Genomic DNA, 25,782 nt, shown 5'->3' with positions numbered 1-25,782 from the left:
GAATGCTGTGGCCCATGTCGAGGATCGCGATTATCGGCGGCGGAAGCATGGGCGAGGCGCTGCTGTCAGGACTGTTACGGGCTGGTCGTCAGGTCAAGGACCTGGTGGTGGCGGAGAAGTTCGGTGACCGGGCCAAGTACCTGTCGGAGAAGTATTCGGTGTTGGTGACCTCCGTGGCCGACGCTGCCGACAACGCCACCTACGTGGTCATCGCGGTCAAGCCGGCCGATGTCGAGCATGTGATCGACGAGATCGCCGACGCCGCCGCCCGGGCCGACACCGACACCGCCGAGCAGGTGTTCGTGAGCATCGCGGCCGGGGTCAGCACGGCCTACTACGAAGCGAAGTTGCCGGCCGGATCTCCGGTGGTCCGGGTGATGCCCAACGCGCCGATCGTGGTCGGCGGCGGGGTGAGCGCACTGGCACCGGGCCGGTTCGCCACCGCCGATCAGCTCAAGGAGGTCTCGTCGATCTTCGACGCGGTCGGCGGGGTGATCACCGTCGTCGAGTCGCAGCTGGACGCGGTGACCGCGGTGTCCGGCTCGGGGCCGGCTTACTTCTTCCTGATGGTCGAGGCCCTCGTGGACGCGGGGGTGGAATCGGGTCTGTCGCGCGCGGTGGCCACCGATCTGGCGGTGCAGACCATGGCCGGCTCGGCCGCGATGCTGCTGGAGACTCTCGACGAGGTCAATGCGGCCGGAGGCGGCGCGCTGGACACCACGCCGAGCCGGTTGCGGGCGATGGTGACCTCCCCGGCCGGGACGACGGCCGCTGGGCTGCGGGAACTGGAGCGTGGGGGGCTGCGGTCGGCGGTCTCCAACGCCGTTCAGGCCGCGAAAACGCGCTCTGAGCAGCTCGGAATTACATCTGAGTAATTAGATTAATTCGGATGGATTAGCCCACACCCGTCGCAGTAACCCCACCCGCCACGCTATTCTCCCTTTGTATGCGCGGGTCGGTGCCAGCGGTGGGGAAGCCGCTGGAACTGCCCGTGCCTGATTGATTGGGTTGCGATGACGTCTATGAACGGGCCATCGGCGCGGGATGCTGGCGACGGTCAGCCTCGAGCTCAATTTCTGACGGTCGCCGAGGTGGCGAGCTTGATGAGGGTCTCGAAGATGACGGTGTACCGGCTGGTGCACAACGGTGAACTGCCTGCGGTGCGAGTGGGCCGATCGTTCCGGGTCCACGCCAAGGCTGTCCACGATCTGCTGGAGTCTTCGTACTTCGACGCCGGCTGACACCCGGCCGCGGCGGGCTGAGCGCGTTGGGCGTACCGGCCGTTTTCCGTTTAGGTGGCTGGCCCGGGTAAAGTGACCGGGTCAATCATCAGCGTCAGTAGCGGAGACACCGGGGTTTATGGGCTCAGTCATCAAGAAGCGGCGTAAGCGTATGTCGAAGAAGAAGCACCGCAAGCTGCTTCGGCGTACCCGAGTGCAGCGTAGAAAACTCGGCAAGTAGCCAACCGCTGCAGCCGCTAGGCTGAGCCGATGGATTCTGATGGTCGTTCGGGGGGACGCCCGACGGGAGTCCCCGGTCCGTCTGGTACGGGCTCATCCGGCGGGGCACAGTCCGCAGGCGCGGCGCCCCCGCCGAAAGTGGTTCTGGTCACGGGTGCGTGCCGGTTCCTCGGTGGATTTCTGATCTCGAGGCTGGCGCAGAATCCGTCCATCGAGCATGTCATCGCCGTGGATGCGGTGGTGCCGAGCAAGGATCTGATGCGCCGGATGGGGCGCGCCGAGTTTGTGCGCGCCGACATCCGCAACCCGTTCATCGCCAAGGTGATCCGGAACGGCAACGTGGACACCGTCGTGCATGCTGCGGCGGCGTCCTACGCGCCGCGCTCCGGGGGACGGGCCGCGTTGAAGGAACTCAACGTGATGGGCGCGATCCAGTTGTTCGCGGCGTGTCAGAAAGCTCCGTCGGTCCGCCGGGTCGTGCTCAAGTCCACCTCCGAGGTGTACGGCGCCTCCCCGCGCGATCCGGTGATGTTCAGCGAGGAGAGCAGCGCTCGGCGTCCGCCGGGTGACGGGTTCGCCCGCGACAGCATCGACATCGAGGGCTACGCCCGGGGTCTGGCCCGGCGCCGTCCGGACATCGATCTGACCATCCTGCGGTTGGCCAACATGATCGGGCCGGCGATGGACACCGCGCTGTCGCGCTATCTGGCCGGGCCGGTGGTGCCGTCGGTCATCGGGCACGACGCGCGATTGCAACTGCTGCACGAGCAGGACGCCCTGGGTGCGCTGGAGCATGCCACCACCGCCGGGGTGGCGGGCACGTTCAACGTCGGTGCTGCGGGCATCATCATGATGAGTCAGGCGATCCGGCGGTCGGGGCGCGTGCGATTGCCGGTGCCGCGCCCAGCGTTGTCGATGATGAATTCGCTCAGTCGCGCAACGAGTTACACCGAGCTCGACCGTGAGCAGATGAATTATCTGAGCTACGGCCGGGTCATGGACACTACGCGAATGCACAGGGATCTGGGTTACAGTCCCAAGTGGACGACCGCCGAGGCGTTCGACGATTACGTCCGAGGTCGTGGATTGACGCCGATACTCGATCCGCGATGGGTACGCTCAATGGAGAGTCGCGCCGTGGGGGTGGCGCAGCGTTTGGGACAGTAGGACTGGCTCTGACCGGGGTGGGAGAAGGTATCGACGTGTCGAGTGAACCTAAGGCGAAAGTCATTCCGCTGCATGGGAACTCGAATCGCTCCTCGGCCGCGCGCCGGGCTGCGGCTCGGTCTGAGAGTGCGCGCAGGCATCCGTCGGTACTGGCCGACCCGGGCGGCCGGGCCTCGGCTGAACAGATCGCCGCGGTGGTGCGCGAAATCGATCAGCGCCGTAGCAGCGCGTCAGCCCAGTTTCCGGCGGACGAGGGTCCCTCCGACCTCGTCAAGGGCATCGCGGCGGTGTCGGAATTCATCCGCACCCGGATGTCGGGCGCCTACTCGGTGGACGAGTTCGGCTTCGATCCGCACATCACCAACGCAATCTTCATGCCTTTGCTGAGAACGTTTTTCCGGTCCTGGTTCCGGGTCGAGGTGTCCGGTATCGAGAACCTGCCCGAGACCGGGGCGGCGCTCGTGGTGGCCAACCATGCCGGGGTGTTGCCGTTCGACGGGTTGATGGCTCAGGTGGCCGTGCACGATCACCATCCGGCCCACCGGGACCTGCGGATGCTGGCCGCCGATCTGGTCTTCGACCTGCCGATGGTCGGGCAGGCCGCCCGCAAGGCCGGCCACACCGTGGCCTGCACCACCGACGCGCACGGGCTGCTGGCCAACGGTGAGCTCACCGCGGTGTTCCCGGAGGGCTTCAAGGGGCTGGGCAAGAACTTCAAAGACCGCTACAAGCTGCAGCGGTTCGGCCGTGGCGGCTTCGTTTCCGCAGCTCTGCGGGCCCAGGCGCCGATCGTGCCGTGCTCGATCGTCGGGTCCGAGGAGATCTACCCGATGATGGCCGACGTCAAGCTGCTGGCCCGGCTGCTGGGCCTGCCGTACTTCCCGGTGACCCCGCTGTTCCCGTTGGCCGGCCCGCTCGGGTTGGTGCCGTTGCCGTCGAAGTGGCACATCCAGTTCGGCGAGCCGATCGAGACGTCGGGCTACGACGAGACCGCGGCCGACGATCCGATGATCACCTTCGAGCTGACCGATCAGGTCCGCGAGACCATCCAGCACACGCTGTACAAGCTGCTGGCCGGCCGCCGGAACATGTTCTTCGGCTGACTTTTTCCCCGCGAACAGACACAAACCCGCACATTTTTCGGTGAAAATGTGCGGGTTTGTGTCTGCTCGCGGCAGAAGCTAGCTCTTTTGCCCAGCAATCATCTTGGCGATCGCGGCATCGCGCTTGGCGGCGATCGCCGAGCTGATCTCGTCGGCCTCGTCGGGGTGGGCGGCCTCACCGAGCATGGTGACCACGCTGGTGGCCACCGGGTTGCCGTCACCGTCGGTGACCTCGGCGCGCACCTCGCAGATCACGGTGCCGTGCGACTCGATCACCGAGTCCAGGTAAGAGTCGAACCACAACTTGTCGCCGACCATGATCGGCCGGTGGAAGATCAGCTTCTGGTCGCGGTGCAGCACCCGCTCGAGGTTGATCGGGATGTCGAACTTGTCGAACAGCTCCAGCTGCACCCGTCGACCGGCCACGGCCAGGAAGGTCAGCGAGGCGACCACCGAGTCGTGGCCGTACTCCTTGGCCCCCTCGGCGGTGTAGTGGGCGGGGTGGTCGTCTTTGACCGCGGAGGCGAACTCCCGGACCTTTTCCCGGCCCACCTCGAAATAGTCGGGGTACCGGTAGTGGGTTCCGATGATGTTTGCGGCGATGCTCATATTCCCTGCGCTGTTCGGTGTGCTGGGCGCACAAAAGTGCCTGGCGGCGGAGCCCCCTGGCGCGGCCCGCCGCGGCAGTTTATCAGCGCAGCGCCTCGGCTCAGCGAATGTCGTGGCGCCGTGAGGCGACTGCCGCCAGCGCGCCGCCCAAGGCGCCGAGCGCCAAGGCCGAGGGCACCCCGATGCGCGCGGCCTTGCGGGCGGTGCGGAAGTCGCGGATCTCCCAGCCCCGCTCCCGGGCCACGTCGCGCAGGGCGGCGTCGGGGTTGATCGCCACCGCGGTGCCGACCAGCGACAGCATCGGCACGTCGTTGAAGCTGTCCGAGTACGCGGTGCAGCGGCGCAGGTTGAGCCCTTCCCGGATGGCCAGCGAGCGCACCGCGTGGGCCTTGCCGGTGCCGTGCAGGATGTCGCCGACGAGCCGGCCGGTGAACACTCCGTCGACCGATTCGGCGACCGTCCCGAGCGCGCCGGTCAGCCCCAGCCGCTTGGCGATGGTGGCGGCCAGCTCATAGGGCGTGGCGGTGACCAGCCACACCTGCTGCCCGGCATCCAGGTGCATCTGGGCCAGTGCGCGGGTGCCCGGCCAGATCTTGTCGGCGATGATCTCGTCATAGATTTCCTCGCCCAGCTCGACGAGCTCGGCGGTGGTGCGGCCCTCGATGAACGCCAGCGCCTTGCGCCGGCCGGCGGCCACGTCGTCGCTGTTCTCCTTGCCGGTGAACTGGAACTTGGCCTGGGCATAGGCGATGCCGACGATGTCGCGGTAGGTGAAGTACTTGCGGGCGGCCAGTCCGCGGGCGAAGTGCACCAGCGACGATCCGTGCACCAGGGTGTTGTCGACGTCGAAGAACGCCGCGGCCGTCAGATCGGGCGGCGGCGCCGGAGTGCCGACGGGATCAGGGTCGGACTCAAGCTCGGTGACGGCGAGTGCGGCGCTGGCCTCACCGCCAAGCTCCTGTTCGAGCGCATCGGAACTACCGGGTTCGGGCACGTTTTCACCCTAAGTCACCGTGCCGGGATACTGGCGGTGTGGAGCGTGAGCAGAGGGGTCACGGCGGCCGGAGCACTGTGACGTTGCTGACCAGAGCCGGTTGCGGCATGTGCGCGGCCGCGGCGCAGAAGCTGGCCGTGCTGCGCGAGGAACTGGACTTCGAGCTGGTGAACACGGACGTGGATGCCGCGGCCGCCGCCGGTGACGGCTCGCTGCGGGCCCGGTTCGGTGACCTGTTGCCGGTGATTTTGCTGGACGGAACCGAGCACAGCTATTGGGAAGTCGACGAGCAGCAGCTTCGGGCGGACCTCACCGCCAGGTGAAATTTGGTGGGCGAGGGAGAAAACGATTACCTTGGTGACGTGGTGATGAAGCCGTGAGTGTGCTGCTATTCGGGGTTTCGCACCGCAGCGCGCCGGTGTCTGTTCTCGAGCAGTTGAGCACTGACGAGTCGGATCAGGCCAAGATCATCGACGAGGTGCTGCGGTCCTCGTTGGTCACCGAGGCCATGGTGCTCTCGACCTGCAACCGCGTCGAGGTGTACGCCGTGGTCGAGGCGTTCCACGGTGGGCTGTCGGTGATCGGGCAGGTGCTCTCCGAGCATTCCGGCATGTCGCTCAACGATCTGACCAAATACGCCTACGTGCGGTACGCCGAGGCGGCCGTCGAGCATCTGTTCGCGGTGACCAGCGGCCTGGATTCGGCGGTCATCGGTGAAGCCCAGGTGCTGGGCCAGGTGCGCCGCGCCTACGCCACGGCCGAGGAGCATCAGACCGTCGGGCGCACCCTCCATGAGCTGGCCCAACGGGCGCTCAACGTGGGCAAGCGTGTGCACTCGGAGACGGGCATCGACGCCGCCGGCGCCTCGGTGGTCTCCGTCGCCCTCGGCATGGCCGAAACCAAACTTGCCGGCGGGCTGGCCGGACGTACGGCCGCAGTCGTCGGCGCGGGTTCGATGGGTGCGCTGGCCGCGGCCCATCTGGTGCGCGCCGGGATCGACCGGGTCAACGTGGTCAACCGCTCGCTGCCGCGGGCCCGGCGGCTGGCCCACAACCTCACCGAACAGGGCGTCGCAGCGCGGGCGATGGGCCTCGACCAGCTGGCCGAGGCCCTGGTCGACGCCGACGTCGTCGTCAGCAGCACCGGGGCGGTACGGCCCGTGGTCTCCCTGGCCGATGTGCACCATGCCCTAGCTCAGCGCAACGACGACGGGACGCGGCAGCTGATCGTCTGCGACCTCGGTATGCCACGTGACGTGGACCCGGCCGTGGCCGGGCTGCCCGGGGTCTGGGTGGTCGACATGGACCGCATCCAGCGGGAGCCCTCGGCGCGGGCCGCGGCCACCGATGCCGACGCCGCCCGCACGATCGTCGCCACCGAGGTTGCCAACTACCTGGCCGGGCAGCGGATGGCCGAGGTCACCCCGACCGTCACCGCCCTGCGGCAACGCGCCGCCGACGTGGTGGAGGCCGAGCTGCTGCGCCTGGACAACCGGCTGCCCGAGCTGGAGGCAGCACACCGCGACGAGGTGGCCAAGACGGTCCGCCGCGTCGTCGACAAGCTTTTGCACGCACCCACGGTGCGGGTGAAACAACTCGCCAGCGCGCCTGGCGGGGACAGCTACGCAGAAGCCTTGCGTGAGCTGTTCGAACTCGATCCGCAGGCCGTCGAAGCTGTGGCGGCTAGCGAATTGCCCTTCATGACAACAGATCTCGATAAGTCTGAGTAGAGCTTGGAAAAAACGCGCGATACGGTCATCCGGATCGGCACCCGGGGTAGCCTGCTGGCGACCACGCAGGCCGGCACCATCAGGGACGCTTTGCGAGCCGCGGGCCACGCCTGCGAGCTGGTGATCATCTCCACCGAGGGCGACCGCAACCAGGGCCCCATCGCCGACATCGGCGTCGGGGTCTTCACCGCGGCGCTGCGGGAGGCGATCCACGACGGCCGGGTGGACATGGCCGTGCACTCCTACAAAGATTTGCCCACCGCTCGTGACGATCGGTTTGTCATCGCCGCTGTGCCGTCCCGCGAGGACCCGCGTGACGCGCTGGTGGCCCGTGACGGACTGGTGCTCGGCGAGTTGCCGGCGGGCTCGGTGATCGGCACGTCGAGTGCGCGACGGGCCGCGCAGCTTAGAGCACTGGGTCTCGGTTTGGAAATCCGCCCCCTACGAGGCAACCTAGATACCAGGTTGAACAGGGTTACGAGCGGCGATCTCGACGCCATCGTGGTTGCCCGAGCGGGTCTGGCCCGGATCGGACGCCTCGATGTGGTCACCGAGTCGCTCGAGCCGGTGCAGATGTTGCCAGCGCCGGCTCAGGGTGCGCTCGCGGTGGAATGCCGCGCCGGCGACACCGAACTGATTTCGGTGGTGTCGGAGCTGGACGACGCCGACACGCGCGCCGCGGTCACCGCAGAACGGATCCTGCTCGCCGAACTGGAGGCGGGTTGTTCCGCACCGGTGGGCGCGATCGCCGAGGTGGTCGAGTCCATCGATGAGGACGGCAATGTCTTCGAAGAGCTGTCGTTGCGCGGCTGCGTGGCGACGCTGGACGGATCCGACGTGATCCGTGCGTCCGGCATCGGGACCCCCGGCCGGGCCACCGACCTGGGTTTGTCGGTGGCCGCGGAGCTTTTCGATCTGGGCGCACGCGAGCTGTTGGTAGAGCGCGGGAGTGAAGAATGACCATGCGAGGTCGCAAGGCGAAGCCCGGCCGCATCACATTTGTCGGCTCGGGCCCGGGAGATCCCGGGTTGCTGACGGCACGGGCACAGGCCGTGCTGGCGCATGCCGAGTTGGTGTTCACCGATCCCGACGTGCCCCAAGCGGTCCTGGAGCTCGTCGGCACCGAGCTGCCGCCGGCGTCGGGCCCGGCCCCGGCCGAGCCGGCCAAGGCTGACGGGACCGACGCCGACTCCGGTGCGACGTCAGAGGCCGCGCAGGCCGCCGTCATCCCCGGTGGCCCCGAGATCCGTCCCGCCCTCGGCGATCCCGCCGAGGTGGCCAAGACCCTGGCCGCCGAGGCCCGCCACGGCTACGACGTGGTGCGCCTGGTCGCCGGTGACCCGCTGTCGGTCGATGCGGTGATCACCGAGATCGGTGCCCTGGCCAAGAGCCACGTGAACTTCGAGATCGTCCCCGGGCTGCCCGCCACCAGCGCGGTGCCTACCTATGCGGGTCTGCCGCTGGGCTCTGCGCACACCGTGGCCGATGTCCGCGGTGACGTGGACTGGGCCGCGCTGGCCGCCGCACCCGGGCCGCTGATCCTGCACGCCACCGCCTCGCATCTGCCGGATGCGGCGCGCACCCTGATCGAGCACGGGCTCGTCGACACCACCCCGGTGGTGGTGACCGCGAGCGGCACCACCTGCCAGCAGCGCTCGGTGGAGACCACGCTCGGTGGACTGACCGACAAGGCCGTGCTGGAAAAGCCGGCCGGCAGTGAGCTGGCCGGCCCGCTCACCGGTCCACTGGTCGTCACCATCGGCAAGACCGTCGCGAACCGGGCCAAGCTGAACTGGTGGGAGAGCCGCGCCCTGTACGGCTGGACCGTGCTGGTGCCGCGCACCAAGGACCAGGCCGGTGAGATGAGCGACAAGCTGGTCGGCCACGGCGCTCTGCCGGTCGAGGTGCCCACCATCGCCGTCGAGCCGCCGCGGAGCCCGGCGCAGATGGAGCGTGCGGTCAAGGGTCTGGTCGACGGCCGGTTCCAGTGGGTGGTGTTCACCTCCACCAACGCCGTGCGGGCGGTGTGGGAGAAGTTCAACGAGTTCGGTCTGGACGCGCGGGCGTTCTCCGGCGTGAAGATCGCCTGCGTCGGGCAGGCCACCGCCGACAAGGTGCGCGCGTTCGGTATCAACCCCGAACTGGTGCCGTCGGGCGAGCAGTCCTCCTTGGGCCTGCTCGACGAGTTCCCGCCGTTCGATGAGGTTTTCGACCCGGTGAACCGGGTGCTGCTGCCGCGCGCCGACATCGCCACCGAGACGCTGGCCGAGGGGCTGCGGGAACGCGGCTGGGAGATCGAGGATGTCACCGCCTACCGCACCGTGCGGGCCGCTCCGCCGCCGGCGCAAACGCGCGAGATGATCAAGACCGGTGGTTTCGACGCGGTCTGCTTCACCTCGAGCTCGACGGTGCGCAACCTGGTCGGTATCGCCGGCAAGCCGCATGCTCGCACCATCGTGGCCTGCATCGGCCCGAAAACCGCTGAAACCGCAGCCGAATTCGGCCTGCGCGTGGATGTCCAGCCGGAGACGGCTGCGGTCGGGCCACTGGTCGACGCGCTCGCCGAGCACGCCGCCCGACTGCGGGCCGAAGGGGCGCTGCCCCCGCCGCGCAAGAAGAGCCGCCGCCGGTAACCACCCGCCGTTACGGCATTCCAGCAGGCAGGTATCTGCGCTTTTCCGGCCGGATGGTATTTCGGCGAAGGAGCGGAAGTAAGGAGACCAGCTAGTGGCTTTCCCGAGGCATCGTCCCCGTCGTCTGCGCTCGACCCCGGCGATGCGTCGTCTGGTCGCCCAATCTTCGTTGGAGCCACGGCATCTGGTGTTGCCGATGTTCGTCGCCGACGGCATCACGGAGCCGCGGCCGATCTCCTCGATGCCCGGCGTGGTGCAACACACCAGGGATTCGTTGCGCCGGGCGGCCGCCGACGCGGTAGCCGCGGGAGTGGGCGGGCTGATGCTGTTCGGCGTACCCCGCGACGAGGACAAGGATCCGACCGGAGCCGTCGGCGTGCACCCGGACGGCATCCTCAACGTGGCGTTGCGGGATCTGGCCAAGGACCTCGGCGATGCCACCGTGCTGATGGCCGATACCTGCCTGGACGAGTTCACCGATCACGGCCACTGCGGCGTCCTGGATGCCACCGGCCGGGTGGACAACGACACCACCAACGCCCGTTACGTGGAACTCGCTGTGGCACAAGCGCAATCGGGCGCACACGTGGTGGGCCCCAGCGGCATGATGGACGGCCAGGTGGCCGCGATCCGCGACGGCTTGGACGCGGCCGGGTACACCGACGTGGCCATCCTGGCCTATGCGGCCAAGTTCGCCTCGGCGTTCTACGGCCCGTTCCGGGAAGCGGTGTCCTCCAGCCTGACCGGAGACCGGCGCACCTATCAGCAGGATCCCGGCAACATCCGAGAGGCCGTGCACGAGATCGAGCTCGACCTGGACGAGGGCGCCGACATCGTGATGGTCAAGCCCGCGATGAGTTACCTCGACGTGGTGCGCGCCGCCGCCGACATCTCACCGGTACCCGTTGCCGCATACCAGATTTCAGGTGAGTACTCGATGATCTGTGCGGCCGCGGCCAACGGTTGGATCGACTTGCAGGCCGCCGCGCTGGAATCGTTGATCGGGATCCGGCGGGCCGGCGCCGACATCGTGTTGACCTATTGGGCGGCCGAGGTCGCCGGCTGGCTCGCGTGACCGAACCGCACCCTGACCCCACCGGGCGTCCCGCCGACGTCGACACCGGGTTCTGGTTGTGGACGGCGGCGCTGGTGCTGATGGTGCTCGGGTATCTCGTCGACGCGCTGACCGGATCCGGCTCGGGCGCCCAACGCTCGATGACCGTCGTCTTCTCGATCATGTTCCTGGCGGTCCTGGCCTCCATCGTGGGTGCCTTCCTGGTGCTCCTGCGCCAGGGCTATCGCTGGGCACGCACGGTGTTGACCAGCGGGGGACTGGTGGCGATCCTGCATTCGGTCACCAGCTTGCTGACCGGTGAGCGCCAGGACGCCGCTGCGGTCGGTTATGCGGTCACCGCGATCGTCGGTTCGGTACTGATCGCCGGCGGGCTGTACCTGCTCTACCGCAAGGACGCCGACGCCTTCTTCACCCGCTGATTCGCTACGCTTTGCCGACAATGCCTGCAACGCCCGCGTCGTCAGAGTCCCACCCAGCCCCGAACCGGCCGCTCGTGGCGACCGTCGGCTTCTCCTTTTGGCTGGTGGCCTCGGTTCTGCTGATCGTCGGCGGAATGATCGCGGCATCGGTGAGCCTGCCGGGGCTGGACACCTGGCTATTCCGCGGCGGCGGGGTGCTGACGGCTCTCGCCGGGCTCGGCATGGCCTTCCTGGCCGGCCGCAGCCGTACCGGTGACCGCCGTTATCTGCGGGCGGCGATCGCCTTGTCGTTGGCGATCACGGTCATCGTGGCGTTGACTGCGCGGTTCGGCGTGGTCCACATTCTCACGGTGTTCGGTGTGGTGTTGCTGATCGTGGGGACCGGCCTGAGCGCGCTGTCGCTGCGGAGGGGAGTCGATGGTGAGTGAGCCGGTGAGCAAGGCTGCCCCGAAGGTGCTGTTCTACGAGCAGGGCGCGAGCTGGGCGTGGCTGCTGCTGGGGCCGTTCGCCGGGATCGGGATGGCGATCCTGCAGAAGACCGGCGGATACGGCCACGATCTGTGGATCCCGCTGGTGTTCCTGGTGTTGGTGTCGGGGTTCGTGGCGATCCAGATCAAGGCCGCGCGGATCCACACCTCGGTCGAGCTCACCGCCGACACCTTGCGTCAGGGCGCCGAGTCGACACGGGTCGACGAAATCGTGGAAATCTATCCCGAAGCGTCGGGTTCCGAGGTGCCGAAATGGCAGTCCGCGCGGGCACTCGGTGAGCTCACCGGCGTGCCGCGAGGACGCACCGGTATCGGGCTCAAGCTCACCGGTAAGCGCAATGCGCAGGCGTGGGCGCGAAAGCACCGCAAGCTGCGTGTAGCGCTGGAGGCACTGGTCGAGGAGCGCATCCAGTGAAACGCCGGGCTGTCGTCGAGTTCCTGGTGGCCGCGGTCGCCGCGGTGGGCTGCGTGCTGAGCTGGCACGCGGCCGCCCGCACGGTCGACGTGGCGCCGGTGCTGGATGGCGAGCCTGCCACGACCGCGGTGACGTACTCGTCGCCACTGCTCGTGTTGTCACTGATCCTGGCCGGGCTGGCCGGTGTGCTGATCGTGGTGGGCATCGCGCGACTGCGGCGCTGACCGTGACGGATTGGCATGGCGTGTCCGGCGGGGAGTCCGGCGCAGCGGTGTTCCGCAGCGCCGACGGTGCGCGGTATGCAAAGACGGTCGGGCCCGCCGGTGTGGCCGATCTGGCCGACGAACGGGACCGGCTTTCGTGGGCGCGTAGCCAGGATGTGCCGTGTCCGACGGTGATCGACTGGGGTATCGACGACGACGGCGGCGCGTTCCTGATCACCGGTGCCCTCGGCGGTGTCACGGCGGATCGGCTGCCGGAGGCGATCGTGCGGGCATCCTGGCCGGCGATCGTGGCTGCCGTCGTGGACCTGCACGCCATCGCGGTCGAGGGTTGTCCGTATCGCCGCGACGTGGACGACATGATGGCCCGGGCCCGGGCAACCGTTGCTGCCGCCGCGGTCGACCGCGAGTTCTTACGCGACGAAGCCCGGGATGTCCCGGCCGCCCAACTGCTGGCGCGTGTCGAACGTGAGGTCCAGTTGCGGCGCCGGCAAGAATCCGGCGACCTCGTGGTGTGCCATGGCGATCTGTGTCTGCCCAACATCGTGATCGACCCAGACCGGTTGGCGGTCGAGGGGTTCGTGGACCTGGGACGACTCGGCCTCGCCGATCGGCATGCCGATCTGGCGTTGCTGTCGGCCAATACCGCTGACACCTTTCCCGGCTTCGACGCGGCCGCCGTGGCAGGTCTGGCCGCAGGCTATCCGGGGCCGATCGACGAGGAACGTCTGCGGTTCTACCTCGCGCTGGACCCCCTGACCTGGGGGTGACGTCGCGCCGCGTCAGTCGGTGCTCTCGTGGTCTTCCAGACCCACCGCGGCGTGCAGCTCCTTACGGTCTTTGTCGAGGCGGTGATCGTCACCGCCCACTTCGCGCATCAGGTCCGACAGCGCGTCGGCGATGGCGTTCAGCTTGTGCTGCAGCGCGTTGTCGTTACGGGTCTGGGTGTTCTGCAGCAGCGCCACCAGCAGGAACGTGATGATCGTGGTCAGGGTGTTGATGATCAACTGCCACGTGTCGAGATCCAGCACCACGAACGTGGGCGCCCAGATCACCACGATCAACACACAGGCCACGAAGAACCAGGCCTTGGACACCCGATCGGCGACGCTGGTGGCGAAGCGGTCAAAGAGGGGCACCTCGTCGTCGACCTGGCTCGGCAGCGACGGCTTACCAGATTGGCCAGATTTGCCGGGTTTGTCGGAATTGGCGGGTTCACTCACCGCTGAAGAAGTGGTCACCGACGTTGAATACCCCGAATTGCTTTTCAACCGCAGGTCAGCCGCGTGTACGGCGGCTCCGGTGAGCGTCGTCACACACCTCTTGGTACAAAGTGCAAAATCTGTAACACTGTGTCCATGACTGAATTGGTCGAGCAGCCTCAGCAGCCTCAGGAAGCCGACGCCTTGCCTCTTGGCCCCGAATCGCTGGTCTGGAAGTACTTCGGCGACAACCGGATGTACCTGATCGGACCACGACCCGCCGTCCTGCAGAACATGCTGGCCGAACTCGGCCAGGGCGTGTTGGACCATTCGACGTTCTTCGCCGACACCGCCGAGCGGCTCAAGCGCACCATCCCGCCGATCTTTCGCACCGTCTACGGCTCCGAGGAGAACAACGCGGGCCTGCAGGTGCGCGACTTCCACCACCACGTCAAGGGCGATATGCCGGACGGGTCGCGGTACCACGCACTCGATCCTGACACCTACTTCTGGGCCCACGCGACGTTCGTCGAGCAGATCTTCTATTTCGCCGACACCTTCGTGAAACGCCTCAGCGACGCGGAGAAGGAACAGATCTATCTGGAGTCCAAGACCTGGTACCGCCGCTACGGGGTCAGCGACCGGCCGATGCCGGCCACCTACGCCGAGTTCGAACAGTACTGGGACCGGATGCTCAACGAGGTTGCCGTCCCACACAAGTCGGCCCGCTACGGCGTCGGCTATGTCACCAAGGGATTCCCGTGCCCCAAGGCCGTACACCCGGCGGTGTGGCGGATCGTCGCCACGGTGTTCAACCCCGTCGCGGCGTTCCTGACCGCCGGTGGCCTGCCGCCGCGCGCCCGTGATCTGCTCGACCTGCCGTGGAGCGAGCGTCAGGAACGCAACTACCAGCGGTTCGCCGCATTCTGGCGGAGCCGTCCGGTGAACTGGCTGTGGGATCATCTACCGATGAGCGTCCGCTACAACAAATTTGCCCAAAAAGGCTATGCCCGGGGTTGATTCGACGCGGTCTGATTCGTCGCCCGCGACGGCGGCAATCCTGGACGCGGCCCTCATCGAGTTCGAACGGCACGGCCTGCGCCGCGTCGCGCTCGACGATGTGGCGCGTCGGGCCGGGGTCAGCCGCACGACGATCTACCGCAGATTCGCCAACCGTGACGAGTTGGTGGGGGCGGTGATCGAACGCGAGAATGTCGCGTTGTTCGCCGATATCGCCAACGAGCTGAAAAGTGCCGGGCCCCAAGCGAATTACTACGTCGAGGCGTTCACTCTGTCGATCCTGCGGTTCCGGCGTCACCATGTGCTCAACCGGCTGATCGCCGACGAACCGGCTTTGGTCATGGAGATGCTGCACACCCATTACGGCGCCGCGATCGAACGGATGGCCGCGGCGCTGAAGGTGATCTTTCCGGCCGGCTTCGCCGAGCGGATCGGGGAACAGGCGGTCAACGATCTGGCCGACACCATCCTGCGGTACGCGGCGATGGTCCTGTTGCTTCCCAGCGTCGAACCTCTGGACACCGCCGAGGACATCCGGGCCTTTGCCACCAGGCATTTCCTGCCCAGCCTGCCGGCCTCGCTGCGTACCGTCCCGGCCTGAGCCGCGCTGTTTGGTGGATCACATTTTGGGGCAGCCGTTAGCCATGACTACTCAGGAACCCCCGGAAGTCACCGAGGAACACCACAAAGAAGCTGAACGCATCATGCAGTCGTATGACGATTCGCGCCCGACGGCCGTCTTGCCCGGAAGCGACGGCACCGTCTCGGGTACCGCCGTCAACGACTGGGTCGACGATGAAGGCAAGCCCGTGTACGGCCAGGACGACAACGATCAATAACCGTCGGGGATGCCGCGTTGCCTAAGGTGACGTATGTGACCCCGCTGGAGCGCATTGCCCCCGCCTTCGTGACGATGGCTCATCAGATCGTCTGGGCCTCGGTGGCCACCGTCGACGCCGACGGTCATCCGCGCACCCGCATCCTGCACCCGATCTGGGATTGGGATGGGACCGATCTGTTTGGCTGGGTCGCGACGGTGCCGAGCCCGGTCAAGCGCGCTCACCTGTCGGTACACCCGTATGTCTCGGTCAGTTACTGGAGTCCCACCCATGACACATGTGCGGCCGACTGCCTGGTCGAGTGGTACACCGACGACGAAACCTGTACCCAGGTCTGGGACCGGTTCGTAAACGGACCCGCGCCGGTGGGCTACGACCCGCACATCATCCCGCAGTGGAGCGCTGGACCGACGTCCGACGAGTTCGCCGCCCTGCGGCTCACCCCCTACCGGCTGCGGGTGATGCCCGGCACTGTCATGACGGCCGGTGCTGGCGAGGTGCTGAACTGGCGGACGTGACCGTGCCCTCCCGTGCTGGGCGCAACGGCCACCCCGGTCCTGCGCTGTCATGCCATCCCACGACGACGTCGGCGATCTCGGTGACCTCGGCGTCAGATTCGATCACCGCGTACGACGCGTTGTCAGGTAGGCCGTTGACCGAACATTCGTACCCGATCCGGTGGGCCAGATCGCGGGTCCAGCTCGCTGCGTGCGCGCGTCGGCGTGCCGGCAGCCGCCGTGCGTCGCAGATCAGCAGAACCCGCCGTGCGCCCACGGTGAGCGCGGCCGCGGTCGTGGAATCGCACGCCTCGTTCGCGCTCGTGCGCAGCCGGCGCCGTGAGGCGCAGTTCTGACGCCCGCCGAACCGGGCCCGCACGGTGTGTCCGTCGAAAATGGCGATCACCGATTCGATCGAGTCGATCTCGGCTGCGCTCAACGGCGGCGCTGCCGATTCCGTTGTACGCCACCGTTGCCGGAACGTTTTGTGGGTCACCGGCGGGTGGGCGTGTTTGACGGCGATGTGGCTTCGGCCCAGCGCGGCGGTGATCGCCCCGGAGACATCCGTCAGCCAACCGAGCACCAGCACCTGCGGGCCGGCGGAATCTCGATCCGCCACTGTAGTTCCACCCGCCGTTCTCCACGTCAATAAAGAATTGTCATAGGGTCGTCCCATCGATTTTTTCGCAAAATCATCCAGCCCGGCTAATACATCGGGGCGGGCCGACGGAATTTCGACGGAATTTCGAATTTCCGATGCGGCAGTTTCATGCGAAGAAAATCCGGCCCAGCCGTGCGAGGCGCGGTGAAGCCGGTGCGCTGACGGCTGGTGGCCGGAAAAACTGCAGTCCAGAGGTGTTAGGCCCGGTCCGGGCGCTTGCGCCTCGGAATGGTCTCGCCGGCCTCTGCGGCCTTGTCGCGCTTTGCCGCCCGGCGTTCCTTGATGGTCATCGCCGGTTTTTTGGGCGCGCGACCTTGAGATTTATCAGCCATCGTTGCTCCTTACTCGCAAACAATCACTGAGGCCGACCATACATCAGAAAAAAATAAAAGCCAGTCGGTCGTTTTGCCTCCGGCTTTCACCGCGCCCAGATGCCACTCGACCCCCGGGGCGGATGGCCCCAGGGGTCGAGGATGGTTGTCGGGTCAGGCGTTCTCGCGCCGCCGGTTCTCCGCTTCCGTGTCGGCCAAGTCATCGAGCTTGTCGGCCTTGACGCGCTTGTCGGCCGCGGATTGCCGGGCCGCTGTGGCGTCGTCCAACTTGTCCTCGGCGTCGGCCTTCGCGCTCTGCTCGTCCGCCCGGATCTCGGCCAGCTCCGCCGCCCCGGCGGCCTCTGCAGAATTCTTCCGGCGGGCGGCCACCTCGTCGACGCGTCGCTTTGCTTCGGCGGTTTGCTTCTGAACCCGTTGCGCGGCAGTGCTTTTACGTTGGGTGGCGGTCTGGCGGGCTTGGGTGGTCCGGCGTTTGCGGTCGTCGTGCGCCTCTGAGACATCCTCGGCGGCCTGGTCGCGGACCGCCGCCAGTTCGGCGTCTGCCTCCTTCAACTCGCCCTCGGCGACGGCATCGAGGGTGGCGGCCCGGGCCAGCGCGTCGCTGCGCTCACGCAGCGCGGTGCCGCGCTGCTCGAGCTCGGTATCGCCCAACGCGCCACCGATCCCGGCGTCCAGCGAGCCGAGCGAACGTTGGTACAACAGGCGCGCCGGCGATTCCGGGTCCAACTTCGAGATCAGCCGGTCGTCGACCACCTGAAGCGGGAACCGCGCGATCCGGTACTGCAGGCGCAGCGCGGCGAACGGGATTTCCATGACATTCATCGCTTCTCCTCGGGGTTCTCGGGGAGGTCGGCGGATATCTGATCCGCCGCCTCGCGCCAGCGCTCGGCTTCTACCTTTGTCTCGGCGGCCTCGGCGACGGCTTCACGGTGCTCTTCGACCGCGTCGGCCACATCGGCCACCGCGGCGCCGACTTCGGCGTTCTCCTCGGTTCTGGCCCGTTCGATCTCGGCTTGTGCGTCGAGCTCAGCCCGGGTGGTCGCCTGTTGGACGGCGTGGCGGCCGGCCTGCTCGGCCGAACGCTTCTGGGCCGCCCGGGAAAGGTCCACGGAATTCTCGACTGCCTCCGTACGGGCCTGGACCTCACTACGGGATTGCGCCGCGTCACGTTGCGCCTCGCCGGCCTCTGCCCGGGCCTCCTTGGCTTCGGCGTCGGCAATGGCCTCGGCGTTGTTGGCCGCTCGCCGCTCCTTGGCGGCGCTCTGCTCCAACTGGCCCTCGGCGGTCAACGAGTCGTTGTCGGTCAACGCGCCGACGATCTCTTTGGCTTTTCCCTTCACCGAGTCGATCAAGCCCTCGCGCGCCTCGGTTGCCCTGCTGTGTTTGGCCATGTCAGCCCCTTCTCCGGTTCCTGGCCGGTCGGCCACAGTGGAGTGCTTTCGTGACAGGCCGCGTACCCGCCGGTTCACCGAAGTCAAACCCGACAGTGTCCGGGGACACAGTCGCGCCACTTCGCCGCGCGCCCGGCGTCGTACCCGGTCAGGCGACCCGGCGAAGCAATACCGCCTGTTCGACCGGCACACGTTCGAAGACCCGGCGCACCCGGCCCCGCACCCGGGCGGCCGCCTCGGCTTTCGTCACCACCCGGGGATCGGTGAGGTGGATGGTCTTGCCGTGGCGGCGCATCTGGGCGTGTCCGGCGGCTGTGATGTTCTTGAGCCAGTCCCGGTTCGGGCCGTAGGTGAGCAGGATCGCGACGCCTTCATCGGTGGGAAACACCGACAGGGGAGTGCGGTAGCGGGTGCCGGACGTGCGCCCGACGTGTTCGAGGATGCCGTACAGCGGCGCCCAGCCGGCCCAGAGTTTTTGAATGGGATTGGTGACATACCGGTTGACACGGGCCAGCCATTGCGGCAACTGCATACCCGATTCAATCGCAGCCGCGACAGGCGTCACAACCTACTACGGTCGGATTTCGATCGGTTTCTCCGAGGTATTTCATCCGGCCGAGATCAGGCCGTGAGGTCCTCAGCTATGCCACACATGCGGGCAAGCTTGCGATCGACGGTGAGCAGCGGCATTCGGAGCTGACTGGCCAACTCGACATAAAGCGCGTCGAGCAGCCGGATGTCTGCCCGACGCGCCCATGCGCCGAGGATGAGCGAGTCGAGGTCGTGACGTTGCACCGGGAGGTGCGCCAGTCGGTTGAGTCCGGCTTCGACGTCGATAGCATCGATCGTCCCTGCGCGGTTGAGTCGCCCCAACGCCGACAAGACTTCTGCGTCAAGATGCGCTGGCGCATGCATGCGGGTGTCGCGTAGACGCTGTTGCACCGTCGCGCTGTACGTGAAGTCGCCCAACAACTCGACAAGGGCGGAGGCATCGATCACCACATGCTCGGCTGGGGATTGCCCAGCGCTCATTGCGGCCCACCGAACTCGTCGCGAGCTTCGTCCAAGGCGGTTATGGCCGCCTCGTGTGATCGACGGCCGCGCAGCGGCGCAAGCGCGTCGAGCCAAGTGTTCGTCGCTCTGCGATCGAGCTCCTCGGTGAGGGCCTTCTGCACTATTGCGGACACGTTGACCTCGGCTGAGCGCGCCCGATCGGCCAGCTCATCTGGGACATAGACATTCAGCCGTGCCATACACACACTATACACACGTGTCCGCTTCCATCGGGGATCTCGCTGTCCACCGGATCGATCCCTTGGCGCGACCGACGGCGAGCACCGAGACTGAACACATGGCCTATCTCAAACCGCCGTGGTTCGTCCGCAAGGTGGTGGAGGGTTACTTTCGCGATCTGCCCGATGACGCCGACCATCCGGTGTTCGCGTTGACACCGGTCGGGTGACGCGGGCGGGTGACACGAATGGGTGACCCTGCCCACTACACCCTGTAGTTGACGCATTTGCACCGGCTGGGACACTGGTGGCCATGCGTGTTGACCAAGCGCACACACCGCGATCGGCCCAGCTGTTCTCCGACGCGTGCGCAGTTATCCCCGGTGGGGTGAACTCCCCGGTGCGTGCCTTCAACTCCGTCGGGGGCACCCCGAGGTTCATCACCTCCGCCCAGGGCTACTGGCTCACCGATGCCGACGGCAATCGTTACGTCGACCTCGTCTGCTCGTGGGGGCCGATGCTGCTCGGCCACGCGCACCCGGCGGTCGTGGAGGCGGTCCAGAAGGTGGCCGCCGACGGTCTGAGCTTCGGTGCCCCGACCCCGTCGGAGACCGAGTTGGCCGCCGAGATCATCGCTCGGGTGTCCCCGGTCGAGCGGTTGCGTCTGGTCAACTCGGGCACCGAGGCGACCATGAGCGCGATCCGGCTGGCCCGCGGCTACACCGGGCGCGCCAAGATCATCAAGTTCTCGGGCTGCTATCACGGGCACAGCGACGCGCTGCTGGCCGACGCCGGCTCCGGCGTCGCCACCCTGGGACTGCCGTCCTCGCCGGGAGTCACCGGCGCGGCTGCGGCCGACACCATCGTGTTGCCGTACAACAACGTCGAGGCCGTCGAGGAGATCTTCGGTCGATTCGGCGACGAAATCGCTTGTGTCATCACCGAAGCCAGCCCGGGCAACATGGGCACGGTGCCGCCGCTGCCCGGATTCAACGCCGCGTTGCGCCGGATCACCGCGGCCCACGGCGCGCTGCTGATCCTCGACGAGGTGATGACCGGCTTCCGGGTGAGCCGTTCGGGTTGGTACGGACTGGAGCCCGTCGACGCCGACATCTTCACGTTCGGCAAGGTGATGAGTGGTGGCCTGCCGGCCGCGGCGTTCGGCGGCAGCGCCGAGGTGATGGGTCGGCTGGCCCCGCTCGGGCCGGTCTATCAGGCCGGCACCCTGTCGGGTAACCCGGTGGCGATGGCGGCCGGGCTGGCCACGTTGCGTCACGCCGACGACGCCGCCTACGCCCGGGTGGACGCCAACGCCGACCGGTTGGCCGGTCTGCTCACCGGTGCGTTGACCGATGCCGGTGTGGCGCACCGGGTTCAGCGCGCCGGCAACATGCTCAGCGTGTTCTTCACCGAGGGGCCGGTCACCGACTTCGCCACCGCCAAGGACACCGAAACCTGGCGCTTCCCACCGTTCTTCCATGCGTTGCTGGAGGCCGGGGTCTATCCGCCGTGTAGCGCCTTCGAAACCTGGTTTGTGTCAAGCGTTTTGGACGACGAGGCGTTCTCGCGGATCGCCGACGCGCTGCCCGGCGCAGCCCGTGCCGCCGCGGAGGCCACAGCGTGACAAGAACGACAGTGCACGTGATGCGCCACGGCGAGGTCCACAACCCCGAGAAGGTGCTCTACGGGCGGTTGCCGGACTATCACCTCTCCGAGCGTGGCCGGGCGCAGGCGCAGGCTGCCGCGGACTGGTTGGCCGACCAGGACATCGTCTACGTGGTGGCCTCGCCGCTGGAGCGGGCGCAGGAGACGGCCGCGCCGATCGCCGAGAAGCACAGTCTGCCGATCGCCACCGACGACGATCTCATCGAGTCGTGGAACATGTTCGAGGGCAAGCGGGTGTCCCCGGGGGACGGCGCCCTGCGCGACCCACGTAACTGGCCGTTGCTGCGCAATCCCGCCAAACCGTCGTGGGGTGAGCCCTACGAGGAGATCGCGCCCCGGATGATGGCGGCGATGCACCGGGCCCGGGAGAAGGCGGCCGGCCACGAAGCCGTATGCGTGAGCCATCAGCTTCCGGTCGAGACGCTGCGCCGGGCGATGATCGGACGCAAGCTGGCCCATCTGCCGTTGCCGCACAGCCGGTTGTGCAACCTGTCCTCGATCACGTCGTTCACCTTCGATGACGACAAGCTGATCCGGTGGGGTTACACGGAGCCCTGGGGCATCTGAATGAGGTCGTTGTTCGCCCGGGTGAGCGTGGCGGTGCTGGCGGGGCTGGTGCTGCTCACCGGATGCTCCACGGGTGACGACGCGGTGGCCCAGGGCGGCACCTTCGAGTTCGTCGCCCCCGGCGGGAAGACCGACATCTTCTACGACCCACCCGAAAGCCGCGGCCGCCCAGGAAAATTGACGGGGCCTTCGTTGACCGACCCGGCCAAGACCATCTCCCTCGACGATTTCGCCGGCCAGGTCGTGGTGATCAATGTCTGGGGCCAGTGGTGTGGGCCGTGCCGGGCCGAGATCGGTCAGCTGGAGAAGGTCTACACCGAGACGCACGATCAGGGCGTGGCGTTTCTGGGCATCAACGTGCGCGACAACAACCGCCAGGCCGCAGTCGATTTCGTCACCGACCGCAAGGTCACCTTTCCGTCGATCTACGACCCGGCGATGCGCACCATGATCGCCTTCGGGGGCAAGTACCCGACCACGGTGATCCCCTCGACCGTGGTGCTCGACCGGCAACACCGGGTCGCCGCGGTGTTCCTGCGTGAACTGCTGGCCGAGGATCTCGAGCCGCTCTTGGCCAGATTGACCAAGGAACCCGGACCGGCGCCGGAAGGCGCACAGAAGTGACCGGTTTCGCCGAGATCGCCGCGGCCGGGCCGGTGCTGCTGGCGCTGGGCATCAGTGTGCTGGCCGGGTTGGTGTCCTTCGCCTCGCCGTGCGTGGTGCCGCTGGTGCCCGGGTACCTGTCGTATCTGGCGGCGGTCGTCGGGGTCGACGAGTCCGATGCGGTGTCGGGTGCCGTCGGTGTCAAGACCGCGCGGTGGCGGGTGGCCGGGGCGGCGGCGTTGTTCGTGGCGGGCTTCACCGTGGTGTTCCTGCTCGGCGCGGTGGCGGTGCTCGGGATGACCACCACGCTGATCGTCAATCAGGTTCTGCTGCAACGCATCGGCGGTGTGGTGACGATCGTGATGGGGCTGGTGTTCGTGGGCTTCATCCCGGCGTTGCAGCGTCAGGCCCGGTTCGCGCCGCGGCAATGGTCCACCATGGCGGGGGCGCCGCTGCTGGGCGCGGTGTTCGCCCTGGGCTGGACGCCGTGCCTGGGGCCGACGCTGACCGGGGTGATCGCGGTGGCCTCGGCCACCGACGGGGCCACGGTGGCGCGCGGGGTGGTGCTGGTGTTGGCCTACTGCTTCGGTCTGGGTATCCCGTTCGTGGTGCTGGCCCTGGGCTCGGCGCGGGCGGTCACCGGCCTGGGCTGGTTGCGTCGGCACACCCGCACCATCCAGATCTTCGGCGGGGTGTTGTTGATCTTGGTGGGCGCCGCCCTGGTGACCGGATTGTGGAACGAGTTCGTGTCGTGGGTGCGCGACGCATTCGTCAGTGACGTGAGGCTGCCGATATGACCCAAGTGTCTCCGCGAGCAGACACAAACCAGCACAAAAATCAGCGTTTTGGTACGGGTTTGCGTCTGCTCGCGCAAAGAGGTTTCGCGCTGATCCGCAACACCTGGCGGACCCTGACGTCGATGGGCACCGCGCTGGTGCTGCTGTTCCTGCTGGCGCTGGCGGCGATCCCCGGTGCGCTGTTGCCCCAACGCAGCCTCAACGAGTCCAAGGTCGACGAATACCTGGCCGCCCATCCCACCATCGGGCCGTGGCTGGACCGCGTGCAGGCCTTCGACGTGTTCTCCAGCTTCTGGTTCACCGCGATCTACGTGCTGCTGTTCATCTCGCTGGTGGGATGCCTGACCCCGCGCATGATCGAGCACTTCCGCAGCCTGCGCGCAGTGCCGGTGCCGGCACCGCGCAACCTGGGCCGGTTGCCCAAGCATTACGACGACCAGGTGAGCGCCGAGCCCGCCGAGCTCGCCGAAACGGTGACGAAGCGGCTCAAGGGCTGGCGCACGGTCACCCGGCAGCAAGACGACGGGATCACCGAAATCTCAGCGGAGAAGGGGTATCTGCGCGAGTTCGGCAACATCGTCTTCCACTTCTCGCTGCTGGGCCTGTTGGCTGCCGTGGCGGTCGGCAAACTGTTCGGCTACGAGGGCAATGTCATCGTGATCGCCGACGGCGGCCCGGGGTTCTGCACCGCCTCGCCGGCCGCGTTCGACTCCTTCCGGGCCGGCAACACCGTCGACGGCACCGCACTGAACCCGATGTGCCTGCGGGTCAACGACTTCGACGCGCATTATCTGCCCACCGGTCAGGCGTTGTCGTTCGCTGCCGACATCGACTACCAGGCCGGTGACGATCTGGCCGCCAACACCTGGCAGCCGTACCGCCTGGAGGTCAACCACCCGCTGCGGATCGGCGGGGATCGGGTGTACCTGCAGGGCCACGGATATGCCCCGACGTTCACCGTGACCTTCCCCGACGGGCAGCAGCGCACCCAGACCATCCAGTGGCGGCCCGAGGAGCAGCTGACCCTGCTGTCGTCGGGCGTCATGCGCATCGACCCGCCGGCGGGCACGTATCCCAACCCCGACGAGCGCCGTAAGCACCAGATCGCGATCCAGGGCCTGTTCGCGCCCACCAAGGAACTCGAGGGCACGCTGCTGTCGTCGAAGTTCCCGGCGCTCGACGATCCCGCCGTCGCGGTGGACATCTACCGCGGTGACACCGGGCTGGACACCGGCCGGCCGCAGTCGCTGTTCACCCTCGATCCCCGGCTGATCGGTCAGAACCGGCTGACGAAGGTGGCCCGGGTGAACCTGGTCGAAGGTCAGGACACCACGCTCGACGACGGCACCAAGGTCCGGTTCGACGGTGCCGTCCCGTTCGTGAACCTGCAGGTCTCCCACGACCCGGCCCAGGTGTGGGTGCTGGTGTTCGCGATGTCGATGATGGCCGGGTTGCTGGTGTCGTTGGTGGTGCGCCGGCGTCGGATCTGGGTTCGGATTCAGCCCGCTTCTGCAGGTACGGTGAACGTCGAGCTGGGCGGGCTGGCCCGTACCGATAACTCCGGTTGGGGCGACGAGTTCGAGAAGCTGACCGGGCGGTTGTTGGAGGGCTACATCGCGCCGGCGGGAGAGAAGGACGCATGAACACCGAGCACATCGACATCGGGCTGGCCAGATACTCCGACTGGGCGTTCACGTCGTCGGTGCTGATCCTGGTCGGCGGGCTGATCCTGCTCGCCATCGAACTCGCCTACAGCCGCGGCCGCAAAGTCGAATCCAGGGAACTGGTCGGGGCCACCGCGGGCTCGCGCGTGGGCGCCGACAGCACAACGCCCGGCGTCGTCGTCGAGGAACCGCGGCGGTCGTTCGACGAGCGCGTCGGCAAGACCGGTCTGGCCCTGACCTATGTCGGCATCGGCATGTTGTTCATTTGCATCGTGCTGCGTGGCCTGGCCACCTCGCGGGTGCCGTGGGGCAATATGTACGAGTTCATCAACCTGACCAGCTTCTGCGGCCTGGTCGCGGCGGCGGTCGTGCTGCGCAAGCCGCAGTACCGCGCGCTGTGGGTGTTCGTTCTGGTGCCGGTGCTGATCCTGCTGACGGTGTCGGGACGCTGGCTGTACTCCAACGCCGCCCCGGTGATGCCTGCGCTGCAGTCTTATTGGCTGCCCATTCACGTGTCGGTGGTCAGCCTCGGCTCCGGGGTGTTCCTGGTCGCCGGTGTGGCCAGCATCCTGTTTCTGCTCAAGATGTCGCCGCTGGCCGATCGGGACAACGGCCTGGGCCGCGTCATCTCACGGCTGCCCGATGCCCAGACGCTGGATCGGATCGCCTACCGCACCACGATTTTCGCGTTCCCGATCTTCGGCTTCGGCGTGATCTTCGGCGCCATCTGGGCCGAGGAGGCCTGGGGCCGCTACTGGGGCTGGGACCCCAAGGAGACGGTGTCGTTCATCGCGTGGGTGGTCTATGCGGCGTACCTGCATGCCCGCTCGACCGCGGGTTGGCGTGATCGAAAGGCCGCCTGGATCAACGTGGTGGGCTTCGTCGCGATGGTCTTCAACCTGTTCTTCATCAACCTGGTGACGGTGGGTCTGCATTCTTACGCCGGCGTCGGTTAGCCCTCAGCGCGATTCACACCGCGTGGGTATCCGCTTCGAGGAC

The 25,782-nt window shown here is 67.2% G+C and carries 36 protein-coding genes; 26 read left to right on the top strand and 10 right to left on the bottom strand.

All coding sequences use genetic code 11. The features are described from left to right. Positions 1 to 14 precede the first annotated feature (14 nt). From proC to A5733_RS10855, 5 genes are all read left to right on the top strand, one after another. Positions 15 to 875 (top strand): pyrroline-5-carboxylate reductase, encoded by an 861-nt coding sequence (gene proC, locus A5733_RS10875; RefSeq protein ID WP_142253924.1) that lies wholly within the window; start codon positions 15 to 17, stop codon positions 873 to 875. 138 nt (positions 876 to 1,013) lie between these two features. Continuing rightward, positions 1,014 to 1,241 carry a cell division/environmental response transcriptional regulator gene (locus A5733_RS10870; protein WP_003882954.1) on the top strand — a complete coding sequence of 76 codons (228 nt, stop codon included), beginning with the start codon at positions 1,014 to 1,016 and terminating at the stop codon, positions 1,239 to 1,241. A gap of 118 nt (positions 1,242 to 1,359) precedes the next feature. Next, the gene (locus A5733_RS10865) at positions 1,360 to 1,461 is read left to right on the top strand and encodes a 30S ribosomal protein bS22 (protein WP_003402602.1); all 102 of its coding nucleotides are present in this window, start codon (positions 1,360 to 1,362) and stop codon (positions 1,459 to 1,461) included. 29 nt (positions 1,462 to 1,490) lie between these two features. Next, a complete protein-coding gene (locus A5733_RS10860; protein WP_076240112.1) occupies positions 1,491 to 2,627 on the top strand; it encodes an SDR family oxidoreductase in 1,137 nt (378 codons plus the stop codon). 35 nt (positions 2,628 to 2,662) lie between these two features. Beyond that, positions 2,663 to 3,730, top strand: a complete 1,068-nt coding sequence (locus tag A5733_RS10855; protein WP_076240111.1) for a lysophospholipid acyltransferase family protein — start codon at positions 2,663 to 2,665, stop codon at positions 3,728 to 3,730. A gap of 78 nt (positions 3,731 to 3,808) precedes the next feature. On the opposite strand, the gene A5733_RS10850 is transcribed toward A5733_RS10855, so the two are convergent. After that, positions 3,809 to 4,339 carry a MaoC family dehydratase N-terminal domain-containing protein gene (locus tag A5733_RS10850; protein WP_076240110.1) on the bottom strand — a complete coding sequence of 177 codons (531 nt, stop codon included), beginning with the start codon at positions 4,337 to 4,339 and terminating at the stop codon, positions 3,809 to 3,811. A gap of 100 nt (positions 4,340 to 4,439) precedes the next feature. Then, the gene (locus A5733_RS10845) at positions 4,440 to 5,333 is read right to left on the bottom strand and encodes an HAD family phosphatase (RefSeq protein WP_067776043.1); all 894 of its coding nucleotides are present in this window, start codon (positions 5,331 to 5,333) and stop codon (positions 4,440 to 4,442) included. Positions 5,334 to 5,440: 107 nt separating this feature from the next. Here A5733_RS10845 and A5733_RS10840 point away from each other — a divergent pair, with 107 nt between their 5' ends. The 10 genes from A5733_RS10840 (at position 5,441) to A5733_RS10795 (ending at position 13,083) form a co-directional block, all read left to right on the top strand. Beyond that, positions 5,441 to 5,656, top strand: coding sequence for a glutaredoxin family protein (locus tag A5733_RS10840; protein WP_233152671.1), 216 nt, complete (start codon positions 5,441 to 5,443; stop codon positions 5,654 to 5,656). A gap of 53 nt (positions 5,657 to 5,709) precedes the next feature. Next, positions 5,710 to 7,062 carry a glutamyl-tRNA reductase gene (locus A5733_RS10835; RefSeq protein ID WP_067776040.1) on the top strand — a complete coding sequence of 451 codons (1,353 nt, stop codon included), beginning with the start codon at positions 5,710 to 5,712 and terminating at the stop codon, positions 7,060 to 7,062. A 3-nt stretch (positions 7,063 to 7,065) separates the two neighbouring features. After that, on the top strand, positions 7,066 to 8,022 hold the full coding sequence (gene hemC / locus A5733_RS10830; protein WP_067776038.1) for a hydroxymethylbilane synthase: 957 nt from the start codon (positions 7,066 to 7,068) through the stop codon (positions 8,020 to 8,022). Then, positions 8,019 to 9,695 carry a bifunctional uroporphyrinogen-III C-methyltransferase/uroporphyrinogen-III synthase gene (locus A5733_RS10825; RefSeq protein WP_076240108.1) on the top strand — a complete coding sequence of 559 codons (1,677 nt, stop codon included), beginning with the start codon at positions 8,019 to 8,021 and terminating at the stop codon, positions 9,693 to 9,695. The genes hemC and A5733_RS10825 overlap by 4 nt, the downstream gene beginning before the upstream one ends. Before the next feature lie 142 nt (positions 9,696 to 9,837). Next, positions 9,838 to 10,770, top strand: coding sequence for a porphobilinogen synthase (gene hemB / locus A5733_RS10820; RefSeq protein WP_067776032.1), 933 nt, complete (start codon positions 9,838 to 9,840; stop codon positions 10,768 to 10,770). Continuing rightward, positions 10,767 to 11,189 (top strand): hypothetical protein, encoded by a 423-nt coding sequence (locus A5733_RS10815; RefSeq protein ID WP_076240106.1) that lies wholly within the window; start codon positions 10,767 to 10,769, stop codon positions 11,187 to 11,189. Before hemB ends, A5733_RS10815 begins: the two co-directional genes overlap by 4 nt. A gap of 20 nt (positions 11,190 to 11,209) precedes the next feature. Further along, positions 11,210 to 11,617, top strand: coding sequence for a hypothetical protein (locus A5733_RS10810; RefSeq protein ID WP_076240105.1), 408 nt, complete (start codon positions 11,210 to 11,212; stop codon positions 11,615 to 11,617). Next, positions 11,607 to 12,092 (top strand): DUF3093 domain-containing protein, encoded by a 486-nt coding sequence (locus A5733_RS10805; RefSeq protein ID WP_076240104.1) that lies wholly within the window; start codon positions 11,607 to 11,609, stop codon positions 12,090 to 12,092. The genes A5733_RS10810 and A5733_RS10805 overlap by 11 nt, the downstream gene beginning before the upstream one ends. Next, complete coding sequence (locus A5733_RS10800; RefSeq protein WP_076240103.1) at positions 12,089 to 12,316, top strand: hypothetical protein; 228 nt, start codon at positions 12,089 to 12,091, stop codon at positions 12,314 to 12,316. The genes A5733_RS10805 and A5733_RS10800 overlap by 4 nt, the downstream gene beginning before the upstream one ends. Beyond that, positions 12,313 to 13,083 (top strand): APH(3'') family aminoglycoside O-phosphotransferase, encoded by a 771-nt coding sequence (locus tag A5733_RS10795; protein ID WP_076240102.1) that lies wholly within the window; start codon positions 12,313 to 12,315, stop codon positions 13,081 to 13,083. The genes A5733_RS10800 and A5733_RS10795 overlap by 4 nt, the downstream gene beginning before the upstream one ends. A gap of 12 nt (positions 13,084 to 13,095) precedes the next feature. Here the strand turns inward: A5733_RS10795 and A5733_RS10790 are convergent, their stop codons facing one another. Then, positions 13,096 to 13,536, bottom strand: coding sequence for a low affinity iron permease family protein (locus A5733_RS10790; RefSeq protein WP_369830926.1), 441 nt, complete (start codon positions 13,534 to 13,536; stop codon positions 13,096 to 13,098). Positions 13,537 to 13,671: 135 nt separating this feature from the next. Here A5733_RS10790 and A5733_RS10785 point away from each other — a divergent pair, with 135 nt between their 5' ends. The 4 genes from A5733_RS10785 (at position 13,672) to A5733_RS10770 (ending at position 15,892) form a co-directional block, all read left to right on the top strand. Continuing rightward, positions 13,672 to 14,535 (top strand): oxygenase MpaB family protein, encoded by an 864-nt coding sequence (locus A5733_RS10785; RefSeq protein WP_076240101.1) that lies wholly within the window; start codon positions 13,672 to 13,674, stop codon positions 14,533 to 14,535. After that, a complete protein-coding gene (locus A5733_RS10780; RefSeq protein WP_076240100.1) occupies positions 14,522 to 15,136 on the top strand; it encodes a TetR/AcrR family transcriptional regulator in 615 nt (204 codons plus the stop codon). Before A5733_RS10785 ends, A5733_RS10780 begins: the two co-directional genes overlap by 14 nt. A 43-nt stretch (positions 15,137 to 15,179) precedes the next feature. After that, positions 15,180 to 15,374: a hypothetical protein gene (locus tag A5733_RS10775; protein WP_142253923.1), complete on the top strand. Its 195-nt coding sequence runs from the start codon at positions 15,180 to 15,182 to the stop codon at positions 15,372 to 15,374. Between the two features lie 74 nt (positions 15,375 to 15,448). Then, entirely contained in the window at positions 15,449 to 15,892 is a 444-nt protein-coding gene (locus tag A5733_RS10770; RefSeq protein ID WP_369830925.1) for a pyridoxamine 5'-phosphate oxidase family protein, read from the top strand. Here the strand turns inward: A5733_RS10770 and A5733_RS10765 are convergent. From A5733_RS10765 to A5733_RS10740, 7 genes are all read right to left on the bottom strand, one after another. After that, positions 15,849 to 16,490: a hypothetical protein gene (locus A5733_RS10765; protein WP_076240098.1), complete on the bottom strand. Its 642-nt coding sequence runs from the start codon at positions 16,488 to 16,490 to the stop codon at positions 15,849 to 15,851. The two genes, A5733_RS10770 and A5733_RS10765, sit on opposite strands and share 44 nt — an antisense overlap. 239 nt (positions 16,491 to 16,729) lie before the next feature. After that, positions 16,730 to 16,864, bottom strand: coding sequence for a hypothetical protein (locus tag A5733_RS28090; protein WP_255376482.1), 135 nt, complete (start codon positions 16,862 to 16,864; stop codon positions 16,730 to 16,732). 153 nt (positions 16,865 to 17,017) lie between these two features. Beyond that, positions 17,018 to 17,686 carry a hypothetical protein gene (locus tag A5733_RS10760; RefSeq protein ID WP_076240097.1) on the bottom strand — a complete coding sequence of 223 codons (669 nt, stop codon included), beginning with the start codon at positions 17,684 to 17,686 and terminating at the stop codon, positions 17,018 to 17,020. After that, complete coding sequence (locus A5733_RS10755; RefSeq protein WP_076240096.1) at positions 17,683 to 18,255, bottom strand: CsbD family protein; 573 nt, start codon at positions 18,253 to 18,255, stop codon at positions 17,683 to 17,685. Before A5733_RS10755 ends, A5733_RS10760 begins: the two co-directional genes overlap by 4 nt. A 148-nt stretch (positions 18,256 to 18,403) precedes the next feature. Continuing rightward, positions 18,404 to 18,787, bottom strand: coding sequence for a nitroreductase family deazaflavin-dependent oxidoreductase (locus A5733_RS10750; protein ID WP_076240095.1), 384 nt, complete (start codon positions 18,785 to 18,787; stop codon positions 18,404 to 18,406). A gap of 89 nt (positions 18,788 to 18,876) precedes the next feature. After that, positions 18,877 to 19,287: a type II toxin-antitoxin system VapC family toxin gene (locus A5733_RS10745; protein WP_076240094.1), complete on the bottom strand. Its 411-nt coding sequence runs from the start codon at positions 19,285 to 19,287 to the stop codon at positions 18,877 to 18,879. Then, a complete protein-coding gene (locus tag A5733_RS10740; RefSeq protein ID WP_076240170.1) occupies positions 19,284 to 19,508 on the bottom strand; it encodes a type II toxin-antitoxin system CcdA family antitoxin in 225 nt (74 codons plus the stop codon). The genes A5733_RS10745 and A5733_RS10740 overlap by 4 nt, the downstream gene beginning before the upstream one ends. Before the next feature lie 17 nt (positions 19,509 to 19,525). On the opposite strand from A5733_RS10740, the gene A5733_RS27900 reads away from it, so the two are divergent. From A5733_RS27900 to ccsB, 7 genes are all read left to right on the top strand, one after another. Next, on the top strand, positions 19,526 to 19,717 hold the full coding sequence (locus A5733_RS27900) for a hypothetical protein (protein ID WP_233152669.1): 192 nt from the start codon (positions 19,526 to 19,528) through the stop codon (positions 19,715 to 19,717). An 83-nt stretch (positions 19,718 to 19,800) separates the two neighbouring features. Next, positions 19,801 to 21,111 (top strand): glutamate-1-semialdehyde 2,1-aminomutase, encoded by a 1,311-nt coding sequence (hemL, locus tag A5733_RS10730; RefSeq protein WP_076240093.1) that lies wholly within the window; start codon positions 19,801 to 19,803, stop codon positions 21,109 to 21,111. Positions 21,112 to 21,131: 20 nt separating this feature from the next. Next, positions 21,132 to 21,719: a histidine phosphatase family protein gene (locus tag A5733_RS10725; RefSeq protein WP_083666107.1), complete on the top strand. Its 588-nt coding sequence runs from the start codon at positions 21,132 to 21,134 to the stop codon at positions 21,717 to 21,719. Then, positions 21,720 to 22,343 (top strand): TlpA disulfide reductase family protein, encoded by a 624-nt coding sequence (locus A5733_RS10720; protein ID WP_067775986.1) that lies wholly within the window; start codon positions 21,720 to 21,722, stop codon positions 22,341 to 22,343. Further along, a complete protein-coding gene (locus A5733_RS10715) occupies positions 22,340 to 23,119 on the top strand; it encodes a cytochrome c biogenesis CcdA family protein (protein ID WP_067775983.1) in 780 nt (259 codons plus the stop codon). The genes A5733_RS10720 and A5733_RS10715 overlap by 4 nt, the downstream gene beginning before the upstream one ends. Before the next feature lie 122 nt (positions 23,120 to 23,241). Next, on the top strand, positions 23,242 to 24,762 hold the full coding sequence (locus A5733_RS10710) for a cytochrome c biogenesis protein ResB (protein ID WP_233152668.1): 1,521 nt from the start codon (positions 23,242 to 23,244) through the stop codon (positions 24,760 to 24,762). Next, positions 24,759 to 25,739 carry a c-type cytochrome biogenesis protein CcsB gene (ccsB, locus tag A5733_RS10705; RefSeq protein ID WP_076240091.1) on the top strand — a complete coding sequence of 327 codons (981 nt, stop codon included), beginning with the start codon at positions 24,759 to 24,761 and terminating at the stop codon, positions 25,737 to 25,739. The genes A5733_RS10710 and ccsB overlap by 4 nt, the downstream gene beginning before the upstream one ends. Positions 25,740 to 25,782 lie beyond the last annotated feature (43 nt).

Source organism: Mycobacterium sp. NS-7484 (assembly GCF_001953975.1).
Taxonomy (GTDB): domain Bacteria; phylum Actinomycetota; class Actinomycetes; order Mycobacteriales; family Mycobacteriaceae; genus Mycobacterium.
This window is presented reverse-complemented; position numbering and strand designations above follow the sequence as displayed.